Annotated in this window: 24 protein-coding genes; 8 read left to right on the forward strand and 16 right to left on the reverse strand. The window is 44.0% G+C overall.

All coding sequences use genetic code 11. The annotated features are described in order from the left end of the window. Positions 1 to 279: 279 nt before the first annotated feature. The 3 genes from VXQ11_RS10090 to def all read right to left on the reverse strand — a co-directional run bounded on the left by VXQ11_RS10090 (position 280) and on the right by def (position 3,425). Complete coding sequence (locus VXQ11_RS10090; RefSeq protein WP_416705941.1) at positions 280 to 2,310, reverse strand: TonB-dependent copper receptor; 2,031 nt, start codon at positions 2,308 to 2,310, stop codon at positions 280 to 282. 73 nt (positions 2,311 to 2,383) lie between these two features. Next, positions 2,384 to 2,803 (reverse strand): DUF2946 family protein, encoded by a 420-nt coding sequence (locus VXQ11_RS10095; protein WP_064101731.1) that lies wholly within the window; start codon positions 2,801 to 2,803, stop codon positions 2,384 to 2,386. Positions 2,804 to 2,894: 91 nt separating this feature from the next. Then, a complete protein-coding gene (gene def / locus VXQ11_RS10100) occupies positions 2,895 to 3,425 on the reverse strand; it encodes a peptide deformylase (RefSeq protein WP_004644875.1) in 531 nt (176 codons plus the stop codon). A 121-nt stretch (positions 3,426 to 3,546) separates the two neighbouring features. Here def and VXQ11_RS10105 point away from each other — a divergent pair, with 121 nt between their 5' ends. The 3 genes from VXQ11_RS10105 to VXQ11_RS10115 are packed head-to-tail and all read left to right on the forward strand — an operon-like array spanning position 3,547 to position 6,507. Continuing rightward, complete coding sequence (locus VXQ11_RS10105; RefSeq protein ID WP_064096963.1) at positions 3,547 to 4,701, forward strand: LysM peptidoglycan-binding domain-containing protein; 1,155 nt, start codon at positions 3,547 to 3,549, stop codon at positions 4,699 to 4,701. A gap of 56 nt (positions 4,702 to 4,757) precedes the next feature. Further along, positions 4,758 to 5,897, forward strand: coding sequence for a DNA-processing protein DprA (gene dprA / locus VXQ11_RS10110; RefSeq protein WP_416705943.1), 1,140 nt, complete (start codon positions 4,758 to 4,760; stop codon positions 5,895 to 5,897). Between the two features lie 40 nt (positions 5,898 to 5,937). Continuing rightward, on the forward strand, positions 5,938 to 6,507 hold the full coding sequence (locus tag VXQ11_RS10115; protein WP_064096961.1) for an L-threonylcarbamoyladenylate synthase: 570 nt from the start codon (positions 5,938 to 5,940) through the stop codon (positions 6,505 to 6,507). Positions 6,508 to 6,939: 432 nt separating this feature from the next. Here the strand turns inward: VXQ11_RS10115 and VXQ11_RS10120 are convergent, their stop codons facing one another. Continuing rightward, positions 6,940 to 7,848, reverse strand: a complete 909-nt coding sequence (locus tag VXQ11_RS10120; protein ID WP_416705945.1) for a DMT family transporter — start codon at positions 7,846 to 7,848, stop codon at positions 6,940 to 6,942. A gap of 189 nt (positions 7,849 to 8,037) precedes the next feature. On the opposite strand from VXQ11_RS10120, the gene VXQ11_RS10125 reads away from it, so the two are divergent. Both VXQ11_RS10125 and VXQ11_RS10130 read left to right on the forward strand, forming a co-directional pair. Next, complete coding sequence (locus tag VXQ11_RS10125; protein WP_064096960.1) at positions 8,038 to 8,583, forward strand: glutathione peroxidase; 546 nt, start codon at positions 8,038 to 8,040, stop codon at positions 8,581 to 8,583. A 409-nt stretch (positions 8,584 to 8,992) separates the two neighbouring features. Beyond that, a complete protein-coding gene (locus VXQ11_RS10130) occupies positions 8,993 to 9,568 on the forward strand; it encodes a hypothetical protein (RefSeq protein WP_179992710.1) in 576 nt (191 codons plus the stop codon). A 76-nt stretch (positions 9,569 to 9,644) separates the two neighbouring features. Here the strand turns inward: VXQ11_RS10130 and adhP are convergent, their stop codons facing one another. Both adhP and VXQ11_RS10140 read right to left on the reverse strand, forming a co-directional pair. Then, on the reverse strand, positions 9,645 to 10,676 hold the full coding sequence (gene adhP / locus VXQ11_RS10135) for an alcohol dehydrogenase AdhP (RefSeq protein ID WP_179992711.1): 1,032 nt from the start codon (positions 10,674 to 10,676) through the stop codon (positions 9,645 to 9,647). Positions 10,677 to 11,046: 370 nt separating this feature from the next. Beyond that, entirely contained in the window at positions 11,047 to 12,453 is a 1,407-nt protein-coding gene (locus tag VXQ11_RS10140) for an NAD-dependent succinate-semialdehyde dehydrogenase (protein WP_416705946.1), read from the reverse strand. A gap of 362 nt (positions 12,454 to 12,815) precedes the next feature. Between VXQ11_RS10140 and VXQ11_RS10145 the strand changes: the two genes are divergently transcribed. Beyond that, positions 12,816 to 13,454 carry a hypothetical protein gene (locus VXQ11_RS10145; RefSeq protein ID WP_180050939.1) on the forward strand — a complete coding sequence of 213 codons (639 nt, stop codon included), beginning with the start codon at positions 12,816 to 12,818 and terminating at the stop codon, positions 13,452 to 13,454. A gap of 51 nt (positions 13,455 to 13,505) precedes the next feature. On the opposite strand, the gene VXQ11_RS10150 is transcribed toward VXQ11_RS10145, so the two are convergent. The 10 genes from VXQ11_RS10150 to VXQ11_RS10195 form a co-directional block, all read right to left on the reverse strand. Then, the gene (locus tag VXQ11_RS10150; RefSeq protein WP_004814254.1) at positions 13,506 to 13,925 is read right to left on the reverse strand and encodes a F0F1 ATP synthase subunit epsilon; all 420 of its coding nucleotides are present in this window, start codon (positions 13,923 to 13,925) and stop codon (positions 13,506 to 13,508) included. Between the two features lie 26 nt (positions 13,926 to 13,951). Then, positions 13,952 to 15,346: a F0F1 ATP synthase subunit beta gene (gene atpD / locus VXQ11_RS10155; RefSeq protein ID WP_004280997.1), complete on the reverse strand. Its 1,395-nt coding sequence runs from the start codon at positions 15,344 to 15,346 to the stop codon at positions 13,952 to 13,954. A 26-nt stretch (positions 15,347 to 15,372) separates the two neighbouring features. Next, positions 15,373 to 16,242 carry a F0F1 ATP synthase subunit gamma gene (gene atpG, locus VXQ11_RS10160; RefSeq protein ID WP_004280996.1) on the reverse strand — a complete coding sequence of 290 codons (870 nt, stop codon included), beginning with the start codon at positions 16,240 to 16,242 and terminating at the stop codon, positions 15,373 to 15,375. Between the two features lie 88 nt (positions 16,243 to 16,330). Next, positions 16,331 to 17,875, reverse strand: coding sequence for a F0F1 ATP synthase subunit alpha (gene atpA / locus VXQ11_RS10165; RefSeq protein WP_005094547.1), 1,545 nt, complete (start codon positions 17,873 to 17,875; stop codon positions 16,331 to 16,333). 43 nt (positions 17,876 to 17,918) lie between these two features. Continuing rightward, positions 17,919 to 18,455: a F0F1 ATP synthase subunit delta gene (locus tag VXQ11_RS10170; protein ID WP_005094549.1), complete on the reverse strand. Its 537-nt coding sequence runs from the start codon at positions 18,453 to 18,455 to the stop codon at positions 17,919 to 17,921. A gap of 12 nt (positions 18,456 to 18,467) precedes the next feature. Beyond that, positions 18,468 to 18,938, reverse strand: a complete 471-nt coding sequence (locus tag VXQ11_RS10175) for a F0F1 ATP synthase subunit B (protein WP_064096954.1) — start codon at positions 18,936 to 18,938, stop codon at positions 18,468 to 18,470. Positions 18,939 to 18,977: 39 nt separating this feature from the next. Continuing rightward, complete coding sequence (gene atpE, locus VXQ11_RS10180) at positions 18,978 to 19,223, reverse strand: F0F1 ATP synthase subunit C (RefSeq protein ID WP_000424060.1); 246 nt, start codon at positions 19,221 to 19,223, stop codon at positions 18,978 to 18,980. An 83-nt stretch (positions 19,224 to 19,306) separates the two neighbouring features. Beyond that, entirely contained in the window at positions 19,307 to 20,182 is an 876-nt protein-coding gene (gene atpB, locus VXQ11_RS10185; protein ID WP_064096953.1) for a F0F1 ATP synthase subunit A, read from the reverse strand. A 111-nt stretch (positions 20,183 to 20,293) separates the two neighbouring features. After that, the gene (locus tag VXQ11_RS10190; protein WP_064096952.1) at positions 20,294 to 20,686 is read right to left on the reverse strand and encodes an ATP synthase subunit I; all 393 of its coding nucleotides are present in this window, start codon (positions 20,684 to 20,686) and stop codon (positions 20,294 to 20,296) included. Positions 20,687 to 20,860: 174 nt separating this feature from the next. Next, positions 20,861 to 21,697, reverse strand: coding sequence for a metal ABC transporter solute-binding protein, Zn/Mn family (locus tag VXQ11_RS10195; RefSeq protein ID WP_064096951.1), 837 nt, complete (start codon positions 21,695 to 21,697; stop codon positions 20,861 to 20,863). A 147-nt stretch (positions 21,698 to 21,844) separates the two neighbouring features. Between VXQ11_RS10195 and VXQ11_RS10200 the strand changes: the two genes are divergently transcribed. Together VXQ11_RS10200 and znuC are read left to right on the forward strand one after the other, a co-directional pair. Continuing rightward, complete coding sequence (locus VXQ11_RS10200; RefSeq protein WP_064096950.1) at positions 21,845 to 22,342, forward strand: transcriptional repressor; 498 nt, start codon at positions 21,845 to 21,847, stop codon at positions 22,340 to 22,342. Continuing rightward, positions 22,324 to 23,106 (forward strand): zinc ABC transporter ATP-binding protein ZnuC, encoded by a 783-nt coding sequence (gene znuC, locus VXQ11_RS10205; protein ID WP_064096949.1) that lies wholly within the window; start codon positions 22,324 to 22,326, stop codon positions 23,104 to 23,106. Before VXQ11_RS10200 ends, znuC begins: the two co-directional genes overlap by 19 nt. The last annotated feature ends 1 nt before the right edge of the window (position 23,107 follow it).

Below are 23,107 nucleotides of genomic sequence, written 5' to 3' on the forward strand. Positions count from 1 at the left end.
GAAGTTTTAATCTTCATCACCGCCGATGGATGTGCATTCTACAGCATTTCACATCCCTTGCAACCCCATTTTTTAAACTTTACAAACGCATGTTTATTTTATAATCCATAAAATCCATAAATTACTGTTTTATTTATAAAAATTATTTTAATAAAAGTTTGAGTTATTATTGAATGCAAAACCAAATAACACTAACTTACTGATAAAAATATATTTAAATTTCCATCATCAACAAAAAGCAGGAAAAAACTCCTGCTTTTTGTTTGTTTTCAGTTCAAATTAGAATTTCATACTGACTCTTGCCCAGTAATTCCGTCCGATATTATTAAATTGCTCATTGGCAGCAAATCCAAACCCAGAACTACCCATCTTGTTCAAATGCTCGGCATAGGTACGGTCCAGTACATTATCGATGCCCACAGAAAGATCCATGTTGTCATTTACATGATATGTACCATTTAAAGAGAGAGTGCCAAAACCAGCACTTTGCTTTAGATCATAGCCGACAATATTGCCTTCACGCTCACTAATCCGGTTCTGGCCATTGACCAGGCGCCAGTAGGCACCCAAAGTATAGTTATCCTGGATATAACGTAAATTTACCCGAGCCTCCAAAGGTGAAATCTGTGGCAACGGCGTATTGTCACTGGTATTTTCACCCCAGGCATACATCGCACTCAGGTCAGCCTGAATCGCATCAGTAAACTGATATCCGATTCCGACTTCTGCACCTGCCACCGTTGCATCTACATTTCGGCTATGCGCTTCTAACATTCCCATATTACCTGTTGGCAAGTAAGTCGTGAGGATGTAATCATTGATCACACCTGCATATGCCGATGCCCATGAACTGAAATTACCATGTTCATGCTGGTAGCCAATATCCAGCTGTAAAGTTTTTTCAGTATCAATGTTCTTAAAGGTATTAGGATGACCATTGCCTGATTTTGGACTGAACAGCTCCCAGTAATCCGGCATACGTTCGACATAGCCAATACCAATATAAGTCTTGCCATCATCATGGTCTGGATGCTGATTCTCAAAACGCAAAAAAGCGCTTGGTAAAGTTTTTTTACGCTCCTGGTTTGACTCCACTGCTTCTACTTTGACCTGATCCAGACGCAGGCCACTCACCAACTTATGATTATCACTGACCTCATAACTGAGCTCACCGAAACCACCGATCGACTGGAACTCCATATCTTTAATACGTGGCTTATTCTGATACGCTGTCATCAGATTTCCGTTACGTTTGCTATGCTGATTATTCTGGCTGTCGATACCTGTAATCAGCTGTAATTTATCCCATTCACTGGTCACGGCCATACGCGCATTCAATGTCTTACGCGCCACATTGGTGGCCATAGGCATACTCATCATACCGCCAGGCTTGAACTCGCGCAGACTATAGTTATCCATGACATGGTCATTAAAATTGTAGTTTACCTGTGCTTCAATTTTCTTGATCACATCGCTGACATTTCTCTTTTCAACACGCAAACCCAGACTTTCACGGGCAAACTTGGAGCCATCCATTGCACGGCCGGCATACACAGCTTCACCATCCGCCTTGCCCCCGGTCAACTCTACCCAGGTATCGCTATCCGGTGTCCAGCCTAATGCAATGTCGGCATTCCAGCGCTCCCAATCGGAAGGAACAGTCGTGCCATTACCATCTTTATAACTGTCTGAAACAGAGCGGCTGGTATTCAGGCGAATATATTTCTGTGCATCACCTGCTGCAACTTCAACATTATGGTCAAGACGTCCGAAGGAGCCCAGCAGGACACTGGCCTGACCGCGATAGTGATTGTCTGCATCAAACTGTTCAGGTGAACGCTCAAAAATGACGGTTGCGGCTGAACCGGTATTGGCATATTGCACCGTCTGCGGACCTTTAATGACCGAAATCTGGTCATAGCTTTCCGGGGAAATATAGGAGGTGGGCGAATCCATCCGGCTTGGACAGGCCCCCAGGTTTTCCGTGCCATCCGTTAAAATTTTAATTCGTGAACCGAACATACCGCGGAAAGTGACATCCCCATTGGTTCCTGCGCCACTATTGACTGAACTAAAACCCACAATGCTTTGCAGATAATCTGCGCCATCTGTGGCAGGAACAGGCTGGATCGGCTGTTTAGGATCGGCATGGACAATCAGTCCATTGGCATCATTACCCGCAGTCGAGGTCACCACAATCGGCGCCATGGTTTGTACAGGCATGGCTTCATTGGCCATTACCGAAGCTGAATAACAGGCAATACAAATCGCAGCCGCAAGTGGCTGTAGAAAAAACTTAGGCTGAGCCATTTTCTATCTCACTGAATACATAAATTGAACACGGTCTAAGTCACTCAAGACCCAGACGAAAAACAACGTGGATTTATGCAAGCAGTGGTGGAGCTCTGCCCTGCGGTAACAGGAACAGCCGCTGCAGAGCAAACCAGACATGCTTAAAGGTTTTTTCAAAAGCCAGCAGTCTGACCTGGATTCGGTCCAGAACTTCTTTAATGTCCAGTTCAGGCGGCAAGATCAGGTTGCCATAGACGGTACAGTACTGGCATTGATGGCTGGCATCATGCTCATGGACATCAGCAGGAATATGCTGTGCTGTGACAGAATGCTGAGCGTGCTGCTCGGCATGATGAGAATGATCAACAGAGGATTTGTCTAAAAGTGCATGCGTGATGGTTTCACAGACCGGAGCAACCTGATATTGCTTTGGCAATAAAGGCTGTAAAAATACCGCAATCTGTAAAAACACTGCTACCAAGGAAAGTAGCAGACCGCCCCGCAGGACCATAGGCAAGCCCTTAAATTTATCTAGGCCAAGTATAGCAAAGCCCAATCAGAATTGGGCTGGTTTGGCCATTAAAATAGACTTTGAAATTATCCTAACGTTTCACGGCTACTTTGTCTTTATTCCGCTGGCGTACCAGTTTTTCCACTTTTTCACGGGCACGCTGGCGTTTTAATGGCGATAAATAATCAACAAATAACTTGCCATTTAAGTGATCCATTTCATGTTGGATACACACAGCGAGAAGTCCGTCAGCATCGAGCTCAAATGCTTGACCTTCCAGATTAATCGCCTCAATTTTTACGCGTGACGGACGATCAACTTTATCGTATATTTGAGGGACTGATAGACAGCCTTCTTCGTAGGGCTGCGTTTCTTCAGTCAATGGTGTGATTTTGGGGTTAATGAACACCATCGGTTGATCTTTATTTTCAGACAGATCCATAACAATCAGCTGAATATGACGATCCACCTGAGTCGCGGCAAGTCCGATACCTGGTGCTTCATACATGGTTTCAAACATATCCGCAGCGAGCTGACGAATTTCATCAGTCACTTCTTCGACAGGTTGTGCAATGGTACGAAGACGGGGATCCGGGAAACTTAAAATAGGTAATAAGGCCATACTGCGTCCTCAATTATGCCATTGATCAAAAAAACCAAATGAAGGGAATGCTTCATCAAAAAAATGTGTGTAAGATCGTTATTATAACGCAACTACGCACATAATTTTAGGAATTATGATAATGAAAAAGGTTTTGAAAGGCATGCCATTTTTTAGTGCCTTGGGGTTTAAAAATCAGATGCTGGCACTTGCCGTCTGTGTTGGCGTCAGTATGGGGACCATTCATTCTGCTGAGGCAGCACCTGCACGCAACGTTAATCCACCGGCATTAAAAGCCAATGCACCGAACGTTTATGTGGTGAAAAAAGGCGATACGCTTTGGGATATCTCAAAACGCTTCCTGAAAAATCCGGTACGTTGGCCGGAAATCTGGGCCAGCAATAAACACGTGAAAAATCCGCACTGGATTTTCCCCGGTGACCGCCTGCTCATGTGTGATTACCAGGGTCGTCCAATTATTGGTAAAGACGAAGGGGATGGTTGTGAGGGTATTATCAGCCGCTATCTGGGCAGCACCACCCTGCAACCCCAGATTCGGGTTGAATCTTTAAATAACACCATTCCCGTGATTCCACTAGAACATATCAGGCAATGGCTAGAGCGTTATACCCTGATGGCGCCTGATTCAGTTCAAGGTACGCCCTATATTCTCGGAACTGCAGATCAGCGCGTACTGGCAGGCAAAGGCCAGAAAGTTTATGCACGTGGCAACGGTCTGGAAGTTGGTCAACGCTATGCCGTTTATCGTGAAGCGGAACCGTATGTATTTACGGATGCAAACGGCAAGAAATATACTGCTGCACTTGAGCTGCAACAGGTGGCGTCTGGTATTGCAGTACGTAACGAAGGTGATGTCACCACACTTGAACTGACGGACAGTTACAATGCTGAAGTACGTCGCGGTGACCGTGTACTCCCTGAATATGATCCAATGTTACCAACCCTGTTCTATCCGACCAGCGCGGAAAATATTGCTGCCGGCGGCCAGATTGTTCGCGTATTGGGATCAATTGGTACCGCAGCACGTCATAGTGTTGTCACCATTGACCGTGGTACGGCACATGGGGTTCAGACGGGTCATGTCTTTAGTGTCAACCAGAAAGGTGAAGTCGTGACTGATCCGAAGACTAAAGAACGTGTGCAACTGCCAGGCGAGCGTATTGGCCAGATCATGGTATTTAAAACCTTCGATCAGTTGAGCTATGCCTATGTGCTGGAGAGCGAATTACCAATCAAGGTTGGTGCAGGAATTCAAGCGCCTCTTTTAGATGAATAAATATTTGTCTAAATAAAAAAACTTAATAACAAGAAGACAACCCTATAGGTCTCAATATGCTGAACCCGTTATCGCGCGCGCAACTGGAAACAATTACGTTATGGTATCTGGTTCAGCATTCTCTTTCGAGTTTCCATAAAATCAGTCAACACTATGCCGAACTGACCCATGCCCTTCAGCCGGATCAAGCCCCTGTCTGGCAGGCACTGGGTATTCATGCCAATCATGTACAGCGCTTAAAAGAATTTTCTCTTCCCGAAGCCCAGCAGAAATTTCAGCGTTGTCTGCAGCAGATCCAGCAGGATAGTGACTTTGTTTTATTGCATGGCGATCCGCATTATCCGCAGCAGTTGCATCCTTATATAGATAAACCCCCAATCATTTTTGGTCAGGGTAGACCCGATACTCTGCTTCAGGCACAAATTGCCATTGTGGGCAGCCGCAAACCCAGTCCACACGGCCGGCAAGTAGCTTATGATTTTGCTTTTTACCTGAGTGAACAGGGTTTTTATATCAATAGCGGTCTGGCACATGGTATTGATGAAGCAGCACATCGGGCTGCCCTACAACATCAGGGGACGATTGCGGTAATGGCCACCGGACTGGATCAAACCTATCCAGCACAACATCAATCATTACGCCAGCAAATCATTAAGCATGGCGGTGCCGTCATCAGTGAGTTTCTGCCAGATACACTGCCTTTGCAGCATCATTTTCCACGGCGCAACCGAATAGTCAGTGGTTTAAGTCTAGGCGTGATTGTGGCAGAGGCTGCATTAAAAAGTGGTTCTCTGATTACGGCTAAACTGGCAGCCGAGCAAGGCAAAACCGTGTTTGCCATTCCGGGACATATTTACAGTGAGCATCATCAGGGCTGCCACCAACTGATTCGTGAGGGTGCGATTCTGATTGACCATCCACAGCAGGTAATTGAAGAACTGGCACTGGCGACGCAATGGCAGGCTTTGGAAAATACTCCCAAACTGGAAGTCGCTGCAGCAGAATCACAACAGATCCCGCCACATCTGCTCAGTCTGTACAACCAGCTGGACTGGGTGGGACAGAGTCTGGATCAACTGGGAACGCAGGTTCAGCAAGAGGTATCTGCTTTGACCAGTCAACTGATGGAACTGGAGTTACTCGGTTTTTGCACCCAGCAAGCCGGCCTGTATCTACGTTGTCGGATTCTCAAATAAGGTTCACAATAGCGCTTTGTTGTTTGATAAAGGTATTCACATGATCACTACCTCTGTTGCCGAAGCAGCAGCATGGCTTAAAGACGGACAAGTCTTGGCATATCCTACAGAGGCTGTTTGGGGCTTGGGTTGCGACCCCTATAATGAACAGGCATTTCATCAGATTTTAGAATTGAAGCAGCGCCCGATTGAGAAAGGTGTGATTCTGCTGGCAGCTCATCTTTCACAGGTAGAACATCTGCTACAGGATTTAAGCGAAGAAATGCGTGACAAAGTGATTGAATCCTGGAACCATGACAGGCCTGCTGAGCGTGCGACCACCTGGCTGCTTCCTGCAAATAAAGAGATTCCTGACTGGATTAAAGGTCAGCATACTCAAGTGGCCGTACGTGTAACCACTCACCCGCTCTGCGTGGCACTGTGTCAGGCCTTTGGTGGTTTTATCGTTTCGACCAGTGCCAATCCTGCCGGCATGGAACCTGCCCGCTCACTTCAGGATGCCCTCCGCTATTTTGACCAGAACCTGAATTATCTGAATGGCGACCTTGGTTTAAGTCAGCAACCGAGCCGGATTATTGATGCACTCACTGGCGCGGTTATTCGTGACTGAGACTTAGCGGATTTAGTCGGGATATTCAAACCCGACTAAAGTTTTAAGACAAAAAAAAGCTCAACCATATAGGGATGGCTGAGCATAAAAAAGGATGTGCATAAATCACATCCAGAGGGTTCAGAAAATCTCTGGGAGCCTGATAAAACAAGGTTTTTTTTGCCTAATCATTCTCGATGGGCGCATTATGCGAGAAATTAGTCACAACAACAAGTACAATAAAAAACTCAATTAATACATTTTTTCTATTAACAAAGTAGAACTTTTATTAAAAATTCAAAATATCTCGCTCATTCCATTCCGATTTTAAAATAAAGTGCTAATTTTCTATTTATTTTTGCATTCAGAAATCAGTATTTAACAAATGAATTCTCTTAAAAAAACATGCCTGAATGATCAATATTTAAACGATTAAGGATTTTAAAAACTGGGCTACTTCCTTATGACTTGGCTTTTCCCGGGGTATTGCGCCCATAAAACCCCCAATAAAATAATACTGCCGCCAATAGTGTGATACATGGTCCAAGCTTCGCCTAACCACAAATATGCGACTACTGCGGTAAAGACAGGCATCAGGTTCATAAAAATACTGCTACGATTTGGACCAAGCTGCTGCACAGCCATCATCCAGAATAAGGGCGCGGCAATGGAAGGAAAAATTCCGGCATAGACAATGCTAGCTGCATTCGCGCTATTGATGCTGTCCAGACCTAAAAACAGTATCAAAGGAATATGGTAAAGAAAAGCCATAAAAATCTGGATATACAGACTCAGTAGTAGTGGAATCTGAATCTGCCATTTCTTCAGCAATACGCCATAACAGGAATAGAAAAAGACCGCGATCAACATCAGCAGATCGCCAATATAACTTTCACCCACGCTTAAAAACTGCAGGCCCTGCCCTTGCGCCATGACATACATCAGGCCAATAAACGACAAAAGGCTTCCCAGCACTGCAGCCTGCGTCGGGCGAATCCTTAAAACAAAAATACCCACGATAATGGTAAAAATAGGAATAAAGGCATTGATCAGGCCCATGTTGGTGGCAGTAGTGTAGTGTGCCGAGCTATAAGCCAGTCCCTGATACAGTACCATTCCCAACGCACTCAAAATGGCAAAATGTCCGAGATGTGGACGGATTTCTGGCCAGGCTGCTTTGACTCTGGGCAACATAAAGGGAGTTAAAATTAGCAAAGCCAAGGCCCAGCGGTAAAAACTGATACTAATGGGAGAAATATAATCTGCCACATAACGGGTAACCGTCATATTCAGAGACCAAATCAAAACTGCGGCCAGGGGTAAGGCCATGGCCCACCAGGCTGCTTTTTGTTGTTGTATCATACTGTCATCCATGAGTCGCTGGTCTTGTATTAAGCTATTCCTATTCGCACCCTAGCATAATAGATTTTTCACATAATATTGCAGCAATTTTACTGCCTTGAGTAAATCAGCTCACCTGTTTGTACTTGTACTAAATCTGAATACCCGTTAAAACAAATACCGATTCAGTCGCAATAAACAGGAAATCTAATGACTCGCTCTGTATATGACATTCCAGTCAAAACCATTGACGGAACAGAAACCACTTTAAACCAGTACCAGGGTAAGGTTTTGCTGGTGGTCAACGTCGCTTCTAAATGTGGCCTGACGCCGCAATATGAAGGCTTACAAAAACTGTATGATGATAAAAAAGCTGAAGGTCTGGAAATTCTGGGCTTTCCTGCCAACAACTTTCTGGAGCAGGAACCAGGCAGTGAAGCCGAGATTCAGGAATTCTGTTCGGTGAATTATAAAGTCGACTTTCCGTTATTCGCAAAAATTTCTGTGGCGGGCGAAGACAAGCATCCTTTATATACCACTCTTACACAGGCTGTACCGGAACGTATTGGCGAAGGTCCTTGGTGGAAAGATCTGGTCGATTATGGCCTGACCCCTAACCAGCCACCGGAAGTGCTCTGGAACTTTGAAAAATTCCTGATCAATAAAAATGGCGAAGTGGTGGCACGTTTTGCACCAGACATTACTGCAGATGATCCACGCATTGTAGATGCGGTGAATGCAGAACTGGCAAAATAACGCTCTGCTCTCCCAATAAGCATTAAGATTAAAATAAGTATCTGTTTTCATAATGGGTACTTATTTCTATTTAAAACTCTTATTTCACTAAGTTGATATTCACCTACATTTGTAAAGACTCAACCAATCCGTGCACAATCAGCAATTGCTTAGGACGCAGGAAAATAATAGTCGAATGAAATTCCACACAATAAAGTCTTCAAGTTAATCGCCGGCCAAACGAGCCGCCCCGCTTAAAATAAAATATTTACTTATTCATTTTTATTAGATTTTTCTCACTTCTGTCTGGCTAATTATTTAAAATCCAGAATAATTGTTATGAGTTTGCAACAATCTTTTTTATCTCCATAGTTTGTCCTTATATTAAATACTATCCAAATTCTATCACCTGTATCGAGACCCTGATTCCATGTCCAAAATTCTTGCCAATGCTGTCCTTCCTTTCGCATTATTTAGCTCGGGAATTTTACTGATGGGCTGCGAACAGGCTGTCGAAACACCCACTGAACAGGCAGATACAACAACGTCAGATCTGGAACCAACCTCTCAGCAACAAGGCTCGGCAACACCAACTGAACTTAAATCTGGCAATATGTTTTATATGGTTCGGGATGTCGCCGACTTGCAGCTCAAGGCCGGCAGTTATGTGGAACAGTTAAAACAGACCCAGACCGAACTGCAAACGGCGGTCGAAGCCAAAGATACCCAGCAGCTGCAATCCACTGCGACCCAGCTTCAACAGCAACTCAGCAGTTTTAATCAGGTGCTGGGTAACCTGAACTTAAAAAGTCAGGAAATTGACCAGATTCGTAATAATATGATGTCTGCAAACCAGCAAGTGCTGGCTTCTCCCCTCTTGAATGGTCAGGTGGATTTTAGCCAAGTGGACTTGAAAAAGATTGAATCGCAGATGGTCAATGTTCAAGCCGAAATGATCAAACTGGCCGGCTTGCTGATCCAGAATCCCGAGCAGAAACAAGGTTAAAACTCATTCAATCCCTTTCATCAAAAAACCAATCCGGCAAGAACCAGATTGGCTTTTATTTTCCCTCAATGAGGAATTAAAGTCGCATATCGATCACGATCCGGCCATCAATTTTCCCTTGTTCCATACGCTGAAAAATATCATTGATATTTTGCAGCGGCTCAACATTAATATGTGCCTTAACCTTACCCCGGGCAGCAATATCCAATGCTTCCTTGAGATCCAGTCGTGTACCCACTATCGAGCCGCGCACCGTAATGCCGTCAAGTACCATATCAAAAATCGACAAGTCAAACTTGCCTGGTGGTAAACCATTTAGCACCATAGTTCCCCCCCGACGCACGATCGAGACTGCCTGTTCAAAAGCTTTGGGAGAGACTGCTGTTACCAATACCCCATGACAACCTTCTCCAGTGGCTTTCATCACTTCTTCTTTTACATCGGATTTCAGTGCATTTATGCCCACATCAGCACCCAGATTTTTGGCCAGTTCCAGTTTTGAGTCATCCACATCTATGGCAATAACATTAAATCCCATGGTTTTGGCATATTGAACAGCAATATGACCCAGACCGCCAATGCCCGAAATTGCCATCCAGTCTCCTGTTTTGGCATCAGCCATTTTCAGACCTTTATAGACAGTGACGCCTGCACAGAGAATAGGTGCAATTTCAAGTAAGTCTACTCCCTCCGGAATTACTCCTACATAATCTCCATCGGCCAGACAATATTCAGCAAAGCTGCCGTTGACCGAATACCCCGAATTTTGCTGTTTTCTACACAGGGTTTCCCAGCCCGCATAACAATGTTCACAATGGCCACACGCCGAATACAGCCATGGAATACCGACAATATCTCCTATTTTTAAATGGTCAATGCCTTCACCTATTTCAATCACTTCTCCTACTCCCTCATGCCCGGGAATAAAAGGTAAGCTCGGTTGCACCGGCCAGTCGCCATGCATGGCATGCAGATCGGTATGACAAACACCTGTGGCAATGATCTTGACCAGTACTTTGCCTGGACGAACTTGAGGGATGTTGAGTTCTTGGATTTCTAAGGGTTGGTTAAATGCAGTTACGACCGCTGCTTTCATTGTTGTTGGCATATTAATTCTCTCTTCTATTATTATAATTTCAGATTATTTTTGAATAATCTCCTTAATTATAGACAATAGAAAAACTGCAACAACTATAGAATTGTATTTCTCCGCTATTCTTTAAAAATTCTTAAAATTTTTTTGGCTGTTATTTTTAAATTATGCTCGACTATCTCCAAACAAATATTTTTATTTACACATAAATATAAGAATAATAATGATTTAATTAAATTCACTATCAGCAGATATAATATTTTTATCCAAATAAGATAGCTTCAAATTTTAGACTACATCTTCTTAAGCCCGTATCTTTATAATAAGGTGATAATTAGTCATATTCGAAAGGAATTTAATCAATACTAATTAAAAGAAAGCCACTTCAGCAGTGGCTTTCTAGTTTGGTGTTGGGCTTATTTTTTGGGCTTTTCACGACGACCAGTTTTTTCTGTACAAATTCTCTGAAACCGTCAATGGAGAGTTCATGACCATAACCCGAGTTCTTGATTCCGCCAAATGGCAGTTCTGGCGCAGTATCGGTATACCAGTTAATCCAGATCATGCCCGTTTCGACACGTGAAGCCAGCTTTTTCGCCCGCTCGATATCTTGTGAATGAATCACGCCACCCAGACCATAATTGGAATCATTGGCAATCGAAACAATTTCATCCTCATCCCTGGCCACATAAATCTGGGCAACCGGACCAAAGAATTCTTCATACCAGGCTGGATTATCTCGGCTGATATTTTCCAGAATCGTTGGCGCATAGAAATTGCCTTGATGTTCTACAGCCTTACCACCAGTGACCACTTTCGCACCATGTTTTACTGCCTTATCGACCTGTTCGGTCAGCTTTTCCAAAGCGTCAGCGGAAGACAGTGGACCCAGTGTGGTTTCAGGATCAAGCGGATCGCCAATTTTTAACCCTTCAAATACCTTGATCATGCCAGCCTTGAATTCTTCTGCAATTCTTTCATGCAGGATAAAGCGCTTGGCTGCTGTACAGACTTGACCGGTATTGTTCACCCGAGCTTGGCAGCCTATCTTGATGGCCTTTTCCAGATCAGCATCATCCAGCACAATAAAGACATCATTACCGCCCAGTTCCAGCGTTGATTTTTTAAGATGTTTTCCGGCCTGCTCAGCGACAGCACTGCCCGCACCTTCTGAACCTGTGAGTGCCACACCACGTACACGTTTATCTGCAATCACCTCAGCGACCTGATCACTACTGATAAACAGATTAGTCCAGACACCTTTAGGTGCGCCTGCATCCAAGACCAGTTTTTCAAAAGCTTCCGCACATTGCGGCACAATGCCAGCATGTTTTGCCAGAACCGGATTACCAATGGCACAGTTCGGCGCAAAGACCCGCATCAGTTGATAAAATGGGAAATTCCACGGTTCGACGGCCATGATAATACCCAGTGGATGATGCTCAACCCAGGCTTCACCCAGTTCCGTTTCATAGGACACGGGCGCTAAAAATTCTTTGGCATGATCAGCATAGTATTCTGCGATTTTGGCACAGGTTTCGATTTCCCCTTCACTCTGCTTGATAAGTTTGCCCATATCCAGCGTCATGAGCTTCGCCAGTTCAGACTTTCGTTCTCGCATATTGCTGGCCAATTTGCGCAGTACTTCAATACGAGTATCGACCTGCTGTGACCATTCTGACTTTAGGATTTTTTCTGCAGTATCGAGTGCATGTTGAATATCTTGATCGCTATGCGATGGGTAGTCTTTCAATTTTTGATTGGTAAATGGATTAATAGATTGATAAGCCATGGTTTTCCCTTTTTCAATTATAAGTTTTGCCTGTTCTAAACTTCTATCGTATTAAGCTATAACAAGCGAAATCTGTTCGAATCATTTAACTTATCACTGATTTTTTTATGGTGTGTGCAGGTTTACAGATTGGTTCAAAACATTACTGAGAAAGGGTAAAAGTTATATCGAGTGGTACAAATTAAAATTTATTTAAGAATCGGAAATGTAAAACCAACACTCTCAAGATCGATACTTGCAAAAATTCCAAGCTAAAACAAATAATCTAAATCAGCTGTTTTAAGGTGATGCTAAAAATATAAATTTCAAATTTTCAGGTGTGTAGTACATTATTCTATATAGTAGAAAAAAGAAAATTCATAATGAGTCAAATACCATCTAATATCATTCAAACAGCAGAAAACTATTTTGATAATACAGTTTTAGAAACGACTGATACTATTTTTCAAGAAATTTTAAAAGCTTTTCCAATAGCATCTTCAGGTTTAGCGATTTATAAAGTTTTCAGAAGCTATAACGAAAAGCAAAAATTAAAAAATATCCTGGAATTTATAAAGGAAGGTGAAAAGTTAGCATCAGGAACATTACTAAAAATCTTCAAGAATCAAAACAACTTAGAAATAGGTGGTGAATTACTCAATGCTTTAGATAAAGTCTATTTAATCCATCAATCTAAAATGCTCGCTCGTTTAGCTCTTTTATATGATGCGAAAGAAATAAATCGTGAAAATTTTTTAAGATATGCTCATATTATTCCTCAATTTACATCGTTTTTATTAGAAGGGTTAGAAAAAGCCTACTTATCATTTGAAATGAACAAATTCGAGAAGGATTACCGCCTTACGAATAATGAATGTAACTTTTCAGCATCTGAATTAGAAAAGTTTGGTTTTTTGTACGTAGTAGCTACATTTGGTTCTGGCAATAATTATGGTAGAGAAAAAGACTTAATCTTTTTTTATGAACACATATATAAAAACAAACATGATAAGAACCTATGAACCATAAAAAAACCACCCTTTCGGGTGGTTTCTTCAATCTTAAACCTGCAATTACATTGCGCGGTTTTTGATTTTGCGGATCGTTTCCAGCTGAGCAGCAGTTTCTGCAAGAGCAGCCAAAGCAGCAGCAGCGTCCAAATCGCCCTTTTGATTTGCTAGCAATTGTTCAGCGTGTTTACGCGCTTCAATAATTGCAGCTTCATCTAAGTTTTCTGCACGGACTGCAGTATCTGCAAGAACCGTAACAACATGCGGTTGAACTTCTAGAACACCACCAGATACATAGATTAATTCTTCTGTACCGTTTTCCAAAATAACGCGGATCGCGCCAGGTTGGAGCAAAGTTACCAGCGGAGCGTGACCAGGCATAATACCTAACTCACCGCCAGCACCTTTAGCAATTAGCATAGTTACAGTGCCTGAGTACAAAGACTCTTGAACACTTACAACGTCACATTGCATAGTCGCCATGAGAATCTCCTAAATTAGGGAACTAATTAAAGTTTCTCAGCTTTAGCAATCACTTCGTCAATACCACCAACCATGTAGAACGCTTGTTCTGGGATGTGATCGTATTCACCAGCTAGAAGACCTTTAAAGCCACGAATCGTTTCTTTAAGAGATACTAATTTACCAGGAGCACCAGTAAATACTTCAGCTACGTGGAACGGTTGAGAGAAGAAACGCTGGATTTTACGCGCACGGTAAACAACCAGTTTATCTTCTTCAGCAAGCTCGTCCATACCAAGAATCGCGATGATGTCTTTAAGCTCTTTATAACGTTGCAATACGTTCTGTACAGAACGTGCAATTTCATAATGCTCTTGACCAACAACTAACGGATCTAACTGGCGTGAAGTTGAGTCTAGTGGATCGATCGCTGGGTAAATACCAGAAGATGCGATGTCACGGCTCAATACAACAGTTGCGTCTAAGTGAGCAAACGTTGTAGCAGGCGATGGATCTGTCAAGTCATCGGCAGGTACGTATACCGCTTGGATTGACGTAATAGAACCAGACTTAGTCGATGTAATACGTTCTTGAAGAACACCCATCTCTTCTGCAAGTGTAGGCTGGTAACCTACTGCAGATGGCATACGACCTAGAAGTGCTGATACTTCAGTACCCGCTAGTGTATAACGATAGATGTTATCTACGAACAATAGTACGTCACGGCCTTTACCGTTTTCGTCTTTCTCGTCACGGAAATATTCAGCCATGGTCAAACCAGTCAACGCTACGCGTAAACGGTTACCCGGTGGCTCGTTCATCTGACCGTAGACCATTGCTACTTTGTCTAGAACGTTAGAATCTTTCATTTCGTGATAGAAGTCATTACCTTCACGAGTACGCTCACCAACACCAGCAAACACAGATAAACCTGAGTGAGCTTTCGCGATGTTGTTGATCAATTCCATCATGTTTACAGTTTTACCAACACCGGCACCACCGAACAGACCAACTTTACCACCTTTAGCGAACGGGCATAGCAAGTCGATGACTTTAATACCAGTTTCTAGAAGGTCAGTAGAAGCTGCTTGTTCTGCATAAGAAGGTGCAGAGCGGTGAATTGGTAAACGCGCTTCAGTCGCAACAGGACCAGCTTCGTCGATCGGGCGACCAAGAACGTCCATGATACGGCCTAGAGTCGCTGTACCTACTGGTACAGAAATCGGCGCGCCAGTGTTAACTACGTTCAAACCACGCTTAAGGCCTTCAGTAGAACCCATTGCAATAGTACGAACTACGCCATCACCAAGCTGTTGCTGAACTTCTAAAGTAGTTTCAGTACCATCTACTTGGAGAGCGTCATAGATCTTAGGAACGCTGTTGCGTTCAAACTCGACGTCGATAACCGCGCCGATGATCTGAATGATACGACCGCTATTCATTGCTGTCTCCTCAATTCAAAATAATGTTAAACGGCAGCGGCACCACCAACGATCTCAGAAATTTCCTGAGTAATCGCGGCTTGACGCAGCTTGTTATAAATAAGTTGCAGGCTCTTAATGATCTCGCCTGCGTTGTCTGTCGCTGCTTTCATAGCGACCATACGTGCAGACTGCTCACATGCGATGTTTTCAATCACACCTTGATACACCACAGACTCGATATAGCGAACCAACAAGCCATTTAAAAGCTCTTCAGCTTCAGGCTCGTAGATATAATCCCAACCGTATTGACGGTTAAGAGTCTTGTCTTCTTCAGCAGCAGCCAAAGGAACAAGTTGTTCGATCTTTTGATTTTGAGTCATGGCATTGACAAAGCCGTTTGACACTAGATAAATACGATCTAACTCGCCTTTATCATAAGCATCCAACATCACCTGTACAGAACCAGATAACTGCTCAAGACTTGGAGTATCACCGACTTGCGTCGTCGCCCCAAGCACTTTACCGCCGTAGTTTTTAAAAAACGAAACCGCTTTTTGACCAATTAAAGCAAATTGAACTTCAATTGACTGCTCTTGTTGCTGTTGAACGTGTTTAACCACTTTTTTGAACAGGTTAATGTTCAAACCACCAGCAAGGCCACGATCTGATGACACAATAATATAGCCAACGCGCTTAACCGGGCGTTCAACCATATAACGGTGTTTGTATTCAGGATTCGCTTGAACCAAATGAGCAATTACACGGTGCATATTTTCGGCATACGGACGGCCTTGAGCCATGCGCTCTTGCGCACGACGCATCTTAGAAGCTGCTACCATTTGCATCGCTCGAGTAATCTTTTGCGTGCTCTTGATACTAGCTACTTTGGCGCGAATTTCTTTTAAATTTGCCATACGCTTAACCTAGTATTCGAAAGCCCTTGCGAGCTTCCGAAGGTTGATTCCGTGAACCAAACCAACACTAATCTAGCAAGTTGCTAAATTAGTAAGTTTGAGTCGCTTTAAAGCTTTCAATACCTGCTTTGATTGCAGCTTCGATGTCTTTGTTGTAATCACCAGAGGCATCGATTTGTTGCATTAACGCAGCATGTTCTGAACGGAAGTAAGAAATCAACGCAGCATCAAAGTCTACGATTTTCTTAACGTCTACGTCAGCCATGTAGCCTTCGTTAGATGCATAAATTGAAACAGCCTGGTCAGCAATTGAGTATGGAGCATATTGTTTTTGCTTCATTAACTCAGTTACACGTTGACCATGTTCAAGTTGCTTACGAGTTGCTTCGTCAAGATCAGAAGCGAACTGAGCAAATGCTGCCAATTCACGGTATTGCGCCAAAGCAGTACGGATACCACCAGACAATTTCTTGATGATCTTGGTTTGCGCTGAACCACCAACACGAGATACAGAGATACCCGCGTTCACAGCAGGACGAATACCTGCGTTGAATAATGATGTTTCAAGGAAGATCTGACCATCAGTAATCGAAATTACGTTGGTTGGTACGAATGCAGATACGTCACCCGCTTGAGTTTCAATAATCGGCAATGCAGTTAATGAACCAGTTTGGCCTTTAACTTCACCGTTAGTGAATTTCTCAACGTAGTCAGCAGATACACGAGAAGCACGTTCAAGTAGACGTGAATGTAGATAGAACACGTCACCTGGATAAGCTTCACGACCTGGTGGACGGCGTAAAAGCAATGAAATTTGACGATACGCAACAGCTTGTTTAGACAAGTCATCATAAATGATTAACGCGTCTTCACCACGGTCACGGTAGTATTCACCCATTGTACAGCCAGAGTACGGAGCCAAATACAGCATTGCTGCCGGATCAGATGCACCTGCTGCGACAACAGTGGTATACGCCATAGCGCCAGTTTCTTCCAGCTTGCGTACTACGTTAGCGATAGTCGATTGTTTTTGACCAATTGCTACGTATACACATTTAATGCCAGAGTTTTTCTGAGCGATGATCGCGTCGATCGCCATTGCTGTTTTACCAGTTTGACGGTCACCAATGATCAACTCACGCTGACCACGGCCTACAGGGATCATTGTATCTACTGATTTATAACCAGTTTGTACAGGTTGATCCACTGACTGACGCCAAATTACGCCTGGTGCTACTTTTTCAACAGCATCAGTTAATTTAGCATCGATCGGGCCTTTACCATCAATCGGGTTACCCAAAGCATCTACTACACGGCCTAAAAGTTCTGGACCAACCGGAACTTCTAATACACGACCTGTGCAACGCGCTTTTTGACCTTCTTGAAGGTTCAAGTAGTTACCTAAAACAACGACGCCCACTGAATCCTGTTCTAGGTTCAGTGCCATACCGTAAAGGCCGCCGTCGAATTCGATCATTTCACCGTACATAGCGTCAGCTAAGCCGTGAATACGCACAATACCGTCGGAAACCATAACAATGGTCCCTTCGTTCTTAGCGGTTGCGCTGGTGTCCAGATCGCCGATACGCTGTTTAATGAGCGCACTGATCTCGGATGGATTCAGTTGTTGCATTGCGCTATACCTCAATCTTTTTAAAGTTCAGTCTTCTTATTTATTAAGCAAGAAGACGAGTACGCATTTTTTCAAGCTTATTAAGCGCAGAATCATCTATCACTTGGTCGCCTGCACGAATAACTACACCAGCAATAAGCTCTGGTTTCACTTCCACAGAAACATTCACTGCTGCGTTAAAGCGTTTTTTCAACGCATCTGCAAGCAATTGTTCTTGGACAGAAGTCAATGGGAATGCTGATTCAATCACAACATCCACAGTATTGTTATTCTGTGATTTGAGCTGTTCATATTCTGCAGCGATTTCAGGAAGAAGTTCCAAACGGTTGTTTTCAGCAAGCAATGTCAAGAAGTTAGACACTGCTGCAGTTTGGTCTTCACCTAAAACTTTAGCAAAAAGAGACACCTGCTCAGCAGGTGTAAGCTCTGGGCGATTTAGATAAGCTGAAAATGCTTCGTCTTGCACCGCAGCACTGAGCAATTCAAGTGCAGTCGACCAAGAGTCAGTTGCACCCTGCTCAGAAGCGTAAGCAAATGCTGCTTTAGCGTAAGGGCGTGCCAACGTCAAGAGTTCAGCCATAATCCGCCTCTCTTAAAGTTTAGCAGCCAGCTGAGTCAGCATGGCATTGTGAGCTTCTGCATCAACTTGCTGGCTAAGAATTTTCTCAGCACCAGTCACTGCAAGAGCAGCCACTTGTTGACGCAATTCTTCGCGAGCAGAATTGATTTCAGTATCAACAGCTTCTTTAGCCTGTTGACGAATACGCTCACCTTCAGCCGCAGCCTGGTTACGCGCTTCTTCGATCAATTGTGCACCACGACGGTTCGCTTGTTCGATCAATTGAGCCGCTTGTGCTTTTGCCGCGTCCAGTTCAGCTTTCACTTGTGCTTGCGCATCTGCAAGGTCAGCCTTCGCTTTTTCAGCAGCGTTTAAGCCATCAGCGATACGACGCTGACGTTCACTAATCGCATTGATTAGTGGTGGCCATACAAACTTCATGCAGAATGCGACGAAAATCGCAAATGCAATCGCTTGGCCAAACAATGTGAGGTTGATATTCATTGCAAATTCCTCAAATAGTGAATTTCGGAATTAAGCTGATTAACCTACAAATGGATTAGCGAAGATGAAGAACAAGCCAATACCAACACCGATCATAGGCACAGCATCAAGAAGACCCGCGATTAAGAACATACGAGTTTGAAGTTGTGGAGCCAATTCTGGTTGACGAGCTACAGCTTCAAGGAAACGGCCGCCTAGAAGACCAAAACCAATCGCAGTACCTAAAGCACCAAAAGCGATCAAGATAGCAGATGCAATTGCAACTAGACCTAAAGTGAGTTCCATGATAATTCCTCAGAGGTTAGGTTTTATACCAAATTAAGTTAGAAAACTGTGCCCAACCATCTCGTGACAGTCAGGCAATACCATTAATGTTTTTCGCTAGCCATACTCAAGTATACGATAGTCAGCATCATGAAAATGAATGCCTGTAGCGTAATAACAAGAATGTGGAAGATCGCCCAAGGCACAGACAACGCCCACTGGATCCAGAACGGCAATAACGCGATTAGGATGAAGATTAACTCACCTGCATACATGTTACCGAACAGTCGGAGAGCCAATGAAACTGGACGAGCAAGGAAGGTTACCAATTCCAAAATCAAGTTCACTGGAATAAGCAACGCTTTTGCAACTGGGTTACTTGGATTGAATGGGTTAAGTGCCAATTCGCCGACAAAACCACTAATACCCTTTTCACGGATACTGTAAAACAAGATCAGTGCAAATACAGACAATGACATACCAAGGGTAATGTTAGGGTCAGTAGATGGAACAATCTTGAAGTAAACGTGATGAGGGTCCATACCAAACACGTTTGCACCAATCAATTGAGCTGTATACGGGATAAAGTCAACTGGGATCAAGTCCATTGCGTTCATGAGGAAAATCCACACGAAAATGGTCAATGCAAGTGGTGCAATTAAGCGTGATTTGCCATGGAAAGTGTCGCGAACACTTGAGTCAACAAACTCAATGATCATTTCAATTGCAGACTGGAACTTGGTTGGAACACCAGCATTTGCAGCTTTCGCTACAATCCAGAACAGCAAACAGAAAATGACACCAAGGCCGATTGACCAACCCATTGAATCCAAGTGAATAGCAGTGAACCCCATCTGTTGAGCTTCATCAGCAGTCTCAGCCAACTTCCAAGAACCATCCGGCATCTTGCCATAGGTCATGTTGGTCAAGTGATGCTTGATATACTCGGTCGAAGTAAGCGCATGTTCTTCAGCAGCCATAAATCACACCTGGTCAATGTCAAATACTAAATAGAGTGAACGAACATCGCGTGCTGCCTGACATCTCGTTCATCTCCTAAAAAACTTTTCAATTTTTTGTTGTGCCTATACTCATTTTTGTAGACGTGACGCCCAAAATGGAGCGACCCACGACATGGCCTGAACGAGCATAAAACCACAAAACAACGCCACCGCTGACAACGGCTTAACATTGCTTAAAATCAAAATGAAACCAACAATCACAATGGCAAACTTTCCCATTAAGCCTTTATACATGTTCGAAAGAACTTGTTTAGACGCGCGGGCTCCTGCTGCTCGAAACGATTGCCACGAAAAATAACAAGTCGCGAGCCAACATACGAGCGCACCTAATGCTGCACTCAAGGCTGCGGTTGAGTCTTTCACGACCCAGCCGATCAAGGCTGAAACAGGGATCATACAGGCTTGCAGGAGGACCAAAGCTTTCGCTAATCGTCGGTCAATCAAGCGACTAGTTCGGCTCATTATTTATTCACTCACAGCAATCATGCTTGACAAGTTTAACAGGTGATTATTTTTAATCGCAGGCATTATAGAGTTACACCCCTGAACATGCAATCTTTTCCCGACCTTAGTCGCGTTTTTTTAAATCGGGTCAATGCTGCTAAACTAATCAAAATCTGTGCATTTTTTAAATCATTAGCGCGCATTTATCACACATTTTTGAGTTTTTGCCGCCAATTGCTGCCACGCTTCTACGAAGTCCCCTGCACCGCTCATGCTTTCATCTACATCCTGGAACACCACCGGTTTGAGTTTTCGGTACTGATTTTCACTGGCATGACCTTCGGCCAGCAGACACATTTTACGTTGTGGACGATGATCCTGCAGAAACTTGATTTGTGCCACAGTTGGCGAGACATGCGGATCATCTGTTAATGCCCCCATGAATTTTAAATTCAGTGGACGCTCCAGATACTGATAGGCATCGTGATAGGACCAATAGGGCTGGGCTTTACTGCTTGAACCGTAACGCTGGGCCGTAGCAAACATGTTCTGTGCAAAGTCACGGGCATTTTTCCAGTAGCGTTCACGATGCTTCGGTAATTGCTGCGAACGCAATGCAGCAATAAAGAAACCAATCCGTACTGCATTGTTGGGATCAAGCCAGACATGCGTATCTACCGTATTTTTTAAGGCCTCGCCACGCGGATTACGCATCGGCAAGGTAGTCAAGATCCCAGAGTCTAAAAGTGCAATACCTTTATTACTTTCATTCAGCACTTTGGCCAATGGTGCTTCATGCGCCTTGCCGAGCCAGATGACCAGGCCCGCATCCTGAATGGTTTTACGATGTGCCGGGGTAAGACTCACATCATGTCCGCTCTGATTGGCCAGCAATAAGGTCGGCTGTTCCACGCCTTGGGTAACTTTCTTGGCGATCAGATAGATCGGCTGAGTAGACACCACCAGACTTTGTGACCAACTGAGTGTGCTGAACAAGGCCAGCAGACTGATTGCAAGGAGACGGAACATGGGCAGGAATCACTTAAAAAACGATAAAATCAGTGAGTGTTATAATATAACAAAAATACAAAAATACCTATGCCCAATCGAAACTCAGAACGCTTCATGCTAAGATTTGAAATCTATTAATTTTCAGTTTCGCACTTGAGGTGAACTATGGGTTCCTGTTCGCACGAACACCACAACGCATTGCACGGCGTGCACGACCATCCGAATGTCGCACAACGTCTTGTCGAAGCTGAAAGTCTTTGTGCAGCAAGCGGCGCACGTCTGACACCTTTACGTAAAGAAGTGCTGGAACTCATTCTGAATGCGCATGGCCCAATGGGTGCCTATGATCTGTTGGCACAAATGAAAAATGCCAGCGATCGTCCTGCAGCACCACCAACGGTGTATCGCACTCTGGATTTTTTATTAAGCAAAGGTCTGATTCATCGCCTGACCTCGATCAATGCCTATATTCCTTGTTGCCATCCGCGTGAAGGACATCAGGCTGCTTTTTTAATCTGTACCCGATGTAAAGCCGTCAAAGAAGCTTCAGCGCAGGGTCTACTGGATCAACTCGATGCACTGGCAAGCTCGGACGACTTCACTGCACATCATAGTATTATTGAAATTTCAGGAATTTGTCAGCAGTGCCGCAACAAAGCTTAAGTGCTCCTCCCCTGATTCAGCTTTCCAAGATCTGGGTCAAAATCGATGAGCGCGATATTCTAAAAGCCATTGATTTCTCGCTGCAAGAGAAAGAAATTGTCACACTGATTGGTCCAAACGGTGCGGGTAAGTCAACCTTAATTAAAGTCATGCTCGGCATTCTGAAACCGCAATCAGGTGAAATCACGACTGCGCGCAAGCTTAAATTCTCTTATGTGCCACAGAAATTCAATCCTTCACATAGCTTGCCGCTCCGGGTAAAGGATTTACTGGCACTAGAAAAGTGCCCCGCCAAAATTAAAACCGAGATTATTCGCGATACCGGCATTAATAACCTACAAGACTCCAAAGTTCAGCAGTTGTCTGGTGGCGAACGTCAACGGGTGCTACTGGCTCGCGCCTTGTTGCGCCAGCCGGATATTCTAGTTCTCGATGAACCGATGCAGGGTCTGGACATCCAGTCCGAAGCGGAACTCTATGAATATGTCCGCAGCCTGCCAGAAAAATATGGCTGTGCCATTCTCATGGTTTCACATGACCTGCAATGGGTGATGCAGGGTACACATCGTGTCGTTTGTCTGAACAAGCATATCTGTTGTAGTGGCCTGCCAGAAAGCGTGCAGCAACATCCGGAATACCAGGCTATTTTTGGTACCAACCGGGTGTTTTACCAACATCATCATGACCACTGTGCTCATGGAGACTCTGCGACCCCCTGTCAGCATGATTCACGCCCTCATATCCACCCAGAGCCGGAAGCTTAAA

The organism is Acinetobacter sp. 197 (assembly GCF_048148385.1).
GTDB lineage: Bacteria > Pseudomonadota > Gammaproteobacteria > Pseudomonadales > Moraxellaceae > Acinetobacter > Acinetobacter pecorum.

What these genes read in the sequence shown, in the direction of transcription:
- dprA (WP_416705943.1), top strand. Translation starts at nt 4,758, where the DNA reads ATGCTGAACCCGTTATCGCGCGCGCAACTGGAAACAATTACGTTATGG.
- VXQ11_RS10105 (WP_064096963.1), top strand. Translation starts at nt 3,547, where the DNA reads ATGAAAAAGGTTTTGAAAGGCATGCCATTTTTTAGTGCCTTGGGGTTT.
- VXQ11_RS10195 (WP_064096951.1), bottom strand. Translation starts at nt 21,697, where the DNA reads ATGTTCCGTCTCCTTGCAATCAGTCTGCTGGCCTTGTTCAGCACACTC.
- VXQ11_RS10115 (WP_064096961.1), top strand. Translation starts at nt 5,938, where the DNA reads ATGATCACTACCTCTGTTGCCGAAGCAGCAGCATGGCTTAAAGACGGA.
- VXQ11_RS10150 (WP_004814254.1), bottom strand. Translation starts at nt 13,925, where the DNA reads ATGGCGACTATGCAATGTGACGTTGTAAGTGTTCAAGAGTCTTTGTAC.
- VXQ11_RS10090 (WP_416705941.1), bottom strand. Translation starts at nt 2,310, where the DNA reads ATGGCTCAGCCTAAGTTTTTTCTACAGCCACTTGCGGCTGCGATTTGT.
- VXQ11_RS10140 (WP_416705946.1), bottom strand. Translation starts at nt 12,453, where the DNA reads ATGGCTTATCAATCTATTAATCCATTTACCAATCAAAAATTGAAAGAC.
- VXQ11_RS10120 (WP_416705945.1), bottom strand. Translation starts at nt 7,848, where the DNA reads ATGATACAACAACAAAAAGCAGCCTGGTGGGCCATGGCCTTACCCCTG.
- VXQ11_RS10125 (WP_064096960.1), top strand. Translation starts at nt 8,038, where the DNA reads ATGACTCGCTCTGTATATGACATTCCAGTCAAAACCATTGACGGAACA.
- atpD (WP_004280997.1), bottom strand. Translation starts at nt 15,346, where the DNA reads ATGAATAGCGGTCGTATCATTCAGATCATCGGCGCGGTTATCGACGTC.
- adhP (WP_179992711.1), bottom strand. Translation starts at nt 10,676, where the DNA reads ATGCCAACAACAATGAAAGCAGCGGTCGTAACTGCATTTAACCAACCC.
- VXQ11_RS10130 (WP_179992710.1), top strand. Translation starts at nt 8,993, where the DNA reads ATGTCCAAAATTCTTGCCAATGCTGTCCTTCCTTTCGCATTATTTAGC.
- def (WP_004644875.1), bottom strand. Translation starts at nt 3,425, where the DNA reads ATGGCCTTATTACCTATTTTAAGTTTCCCGGATCCCCGTCTTCGTACC.
- VXQ11_RS10190 (WP_064096952.1), bottom strand. Translation starts at nt 20,686, where the DNA reads ATGAGCCGAACTAGTCGCTTGATTGACCGACGATTAGCGAAAGCTTTG.
- VXQ11_RS10200 (WP_064096950.1), top strand. Translation starts at nt 21,845, where the DNA reads ATGGGTTCCTGTTCGCACGAACACCACAACGCATTGCACGGCGTGCAC.
- atpB (WP_064096953.1), bottom strand. Translation starts at nt 20,182, where the DNA reads ATGGCTGCTGAAGAACATGCGCTTACTTCGACCGAGTATATCAAGCAT.
- VXQ11_RS10145 (WP_180050939.1), top strand. Translation starts at nt 12,816, where the DNA reads ATGAGTCAAATACCATCTAATATCATTCAAACAGCAGAAAACTATTTT.
- atpA (WP_005094547.1), bottom strand. Translation starts at nt 17,875, where the DNA reads ATGCAACAACTGAATCCATCCGAGATCAGTGCGCTCATTAAACAGCGT.
- atpE (WP_000424060.1), bottom strand. Translation starts at nt 19,223, where the DNA reads ATGGAACTCACTTTAGGTCTAGTTGCAATTGCATCTGCTATCTTGATC.
- VXQ11_RS10095 (WP_064101731.1), bottom strand. Translation starts at nt 2,803, where the DNA reads ATGGTCCTGCGGGGCGGTCTGCTACTTTCCTTGGTAGCAGTGTTTTTA.
- VXQ11_RS10175 (WP_064096954.1), bottom strand. Translation starts at nt 18,938, where the DNA reads ATGAATATCAACCTCACATTGTTTGGCCAAGCGATTGCATTTGCGATT.
- VXQ11_RS10170 (WP_005094549.1), bottom strand. Translation starts at nt 18,455, where the DNA reads ATGGCTGAACTCTTGACGTTGGCACGCCCTTACGCTAAAGCAGCATTT.
- atpG (WP_004280996.1), bottom strand. Translation starts at nt 16,242, where the DNA reads ATGGCAAATTTAAAAGAAATTCGCGCCAAAGTAGCTAGTATCAAGAGC.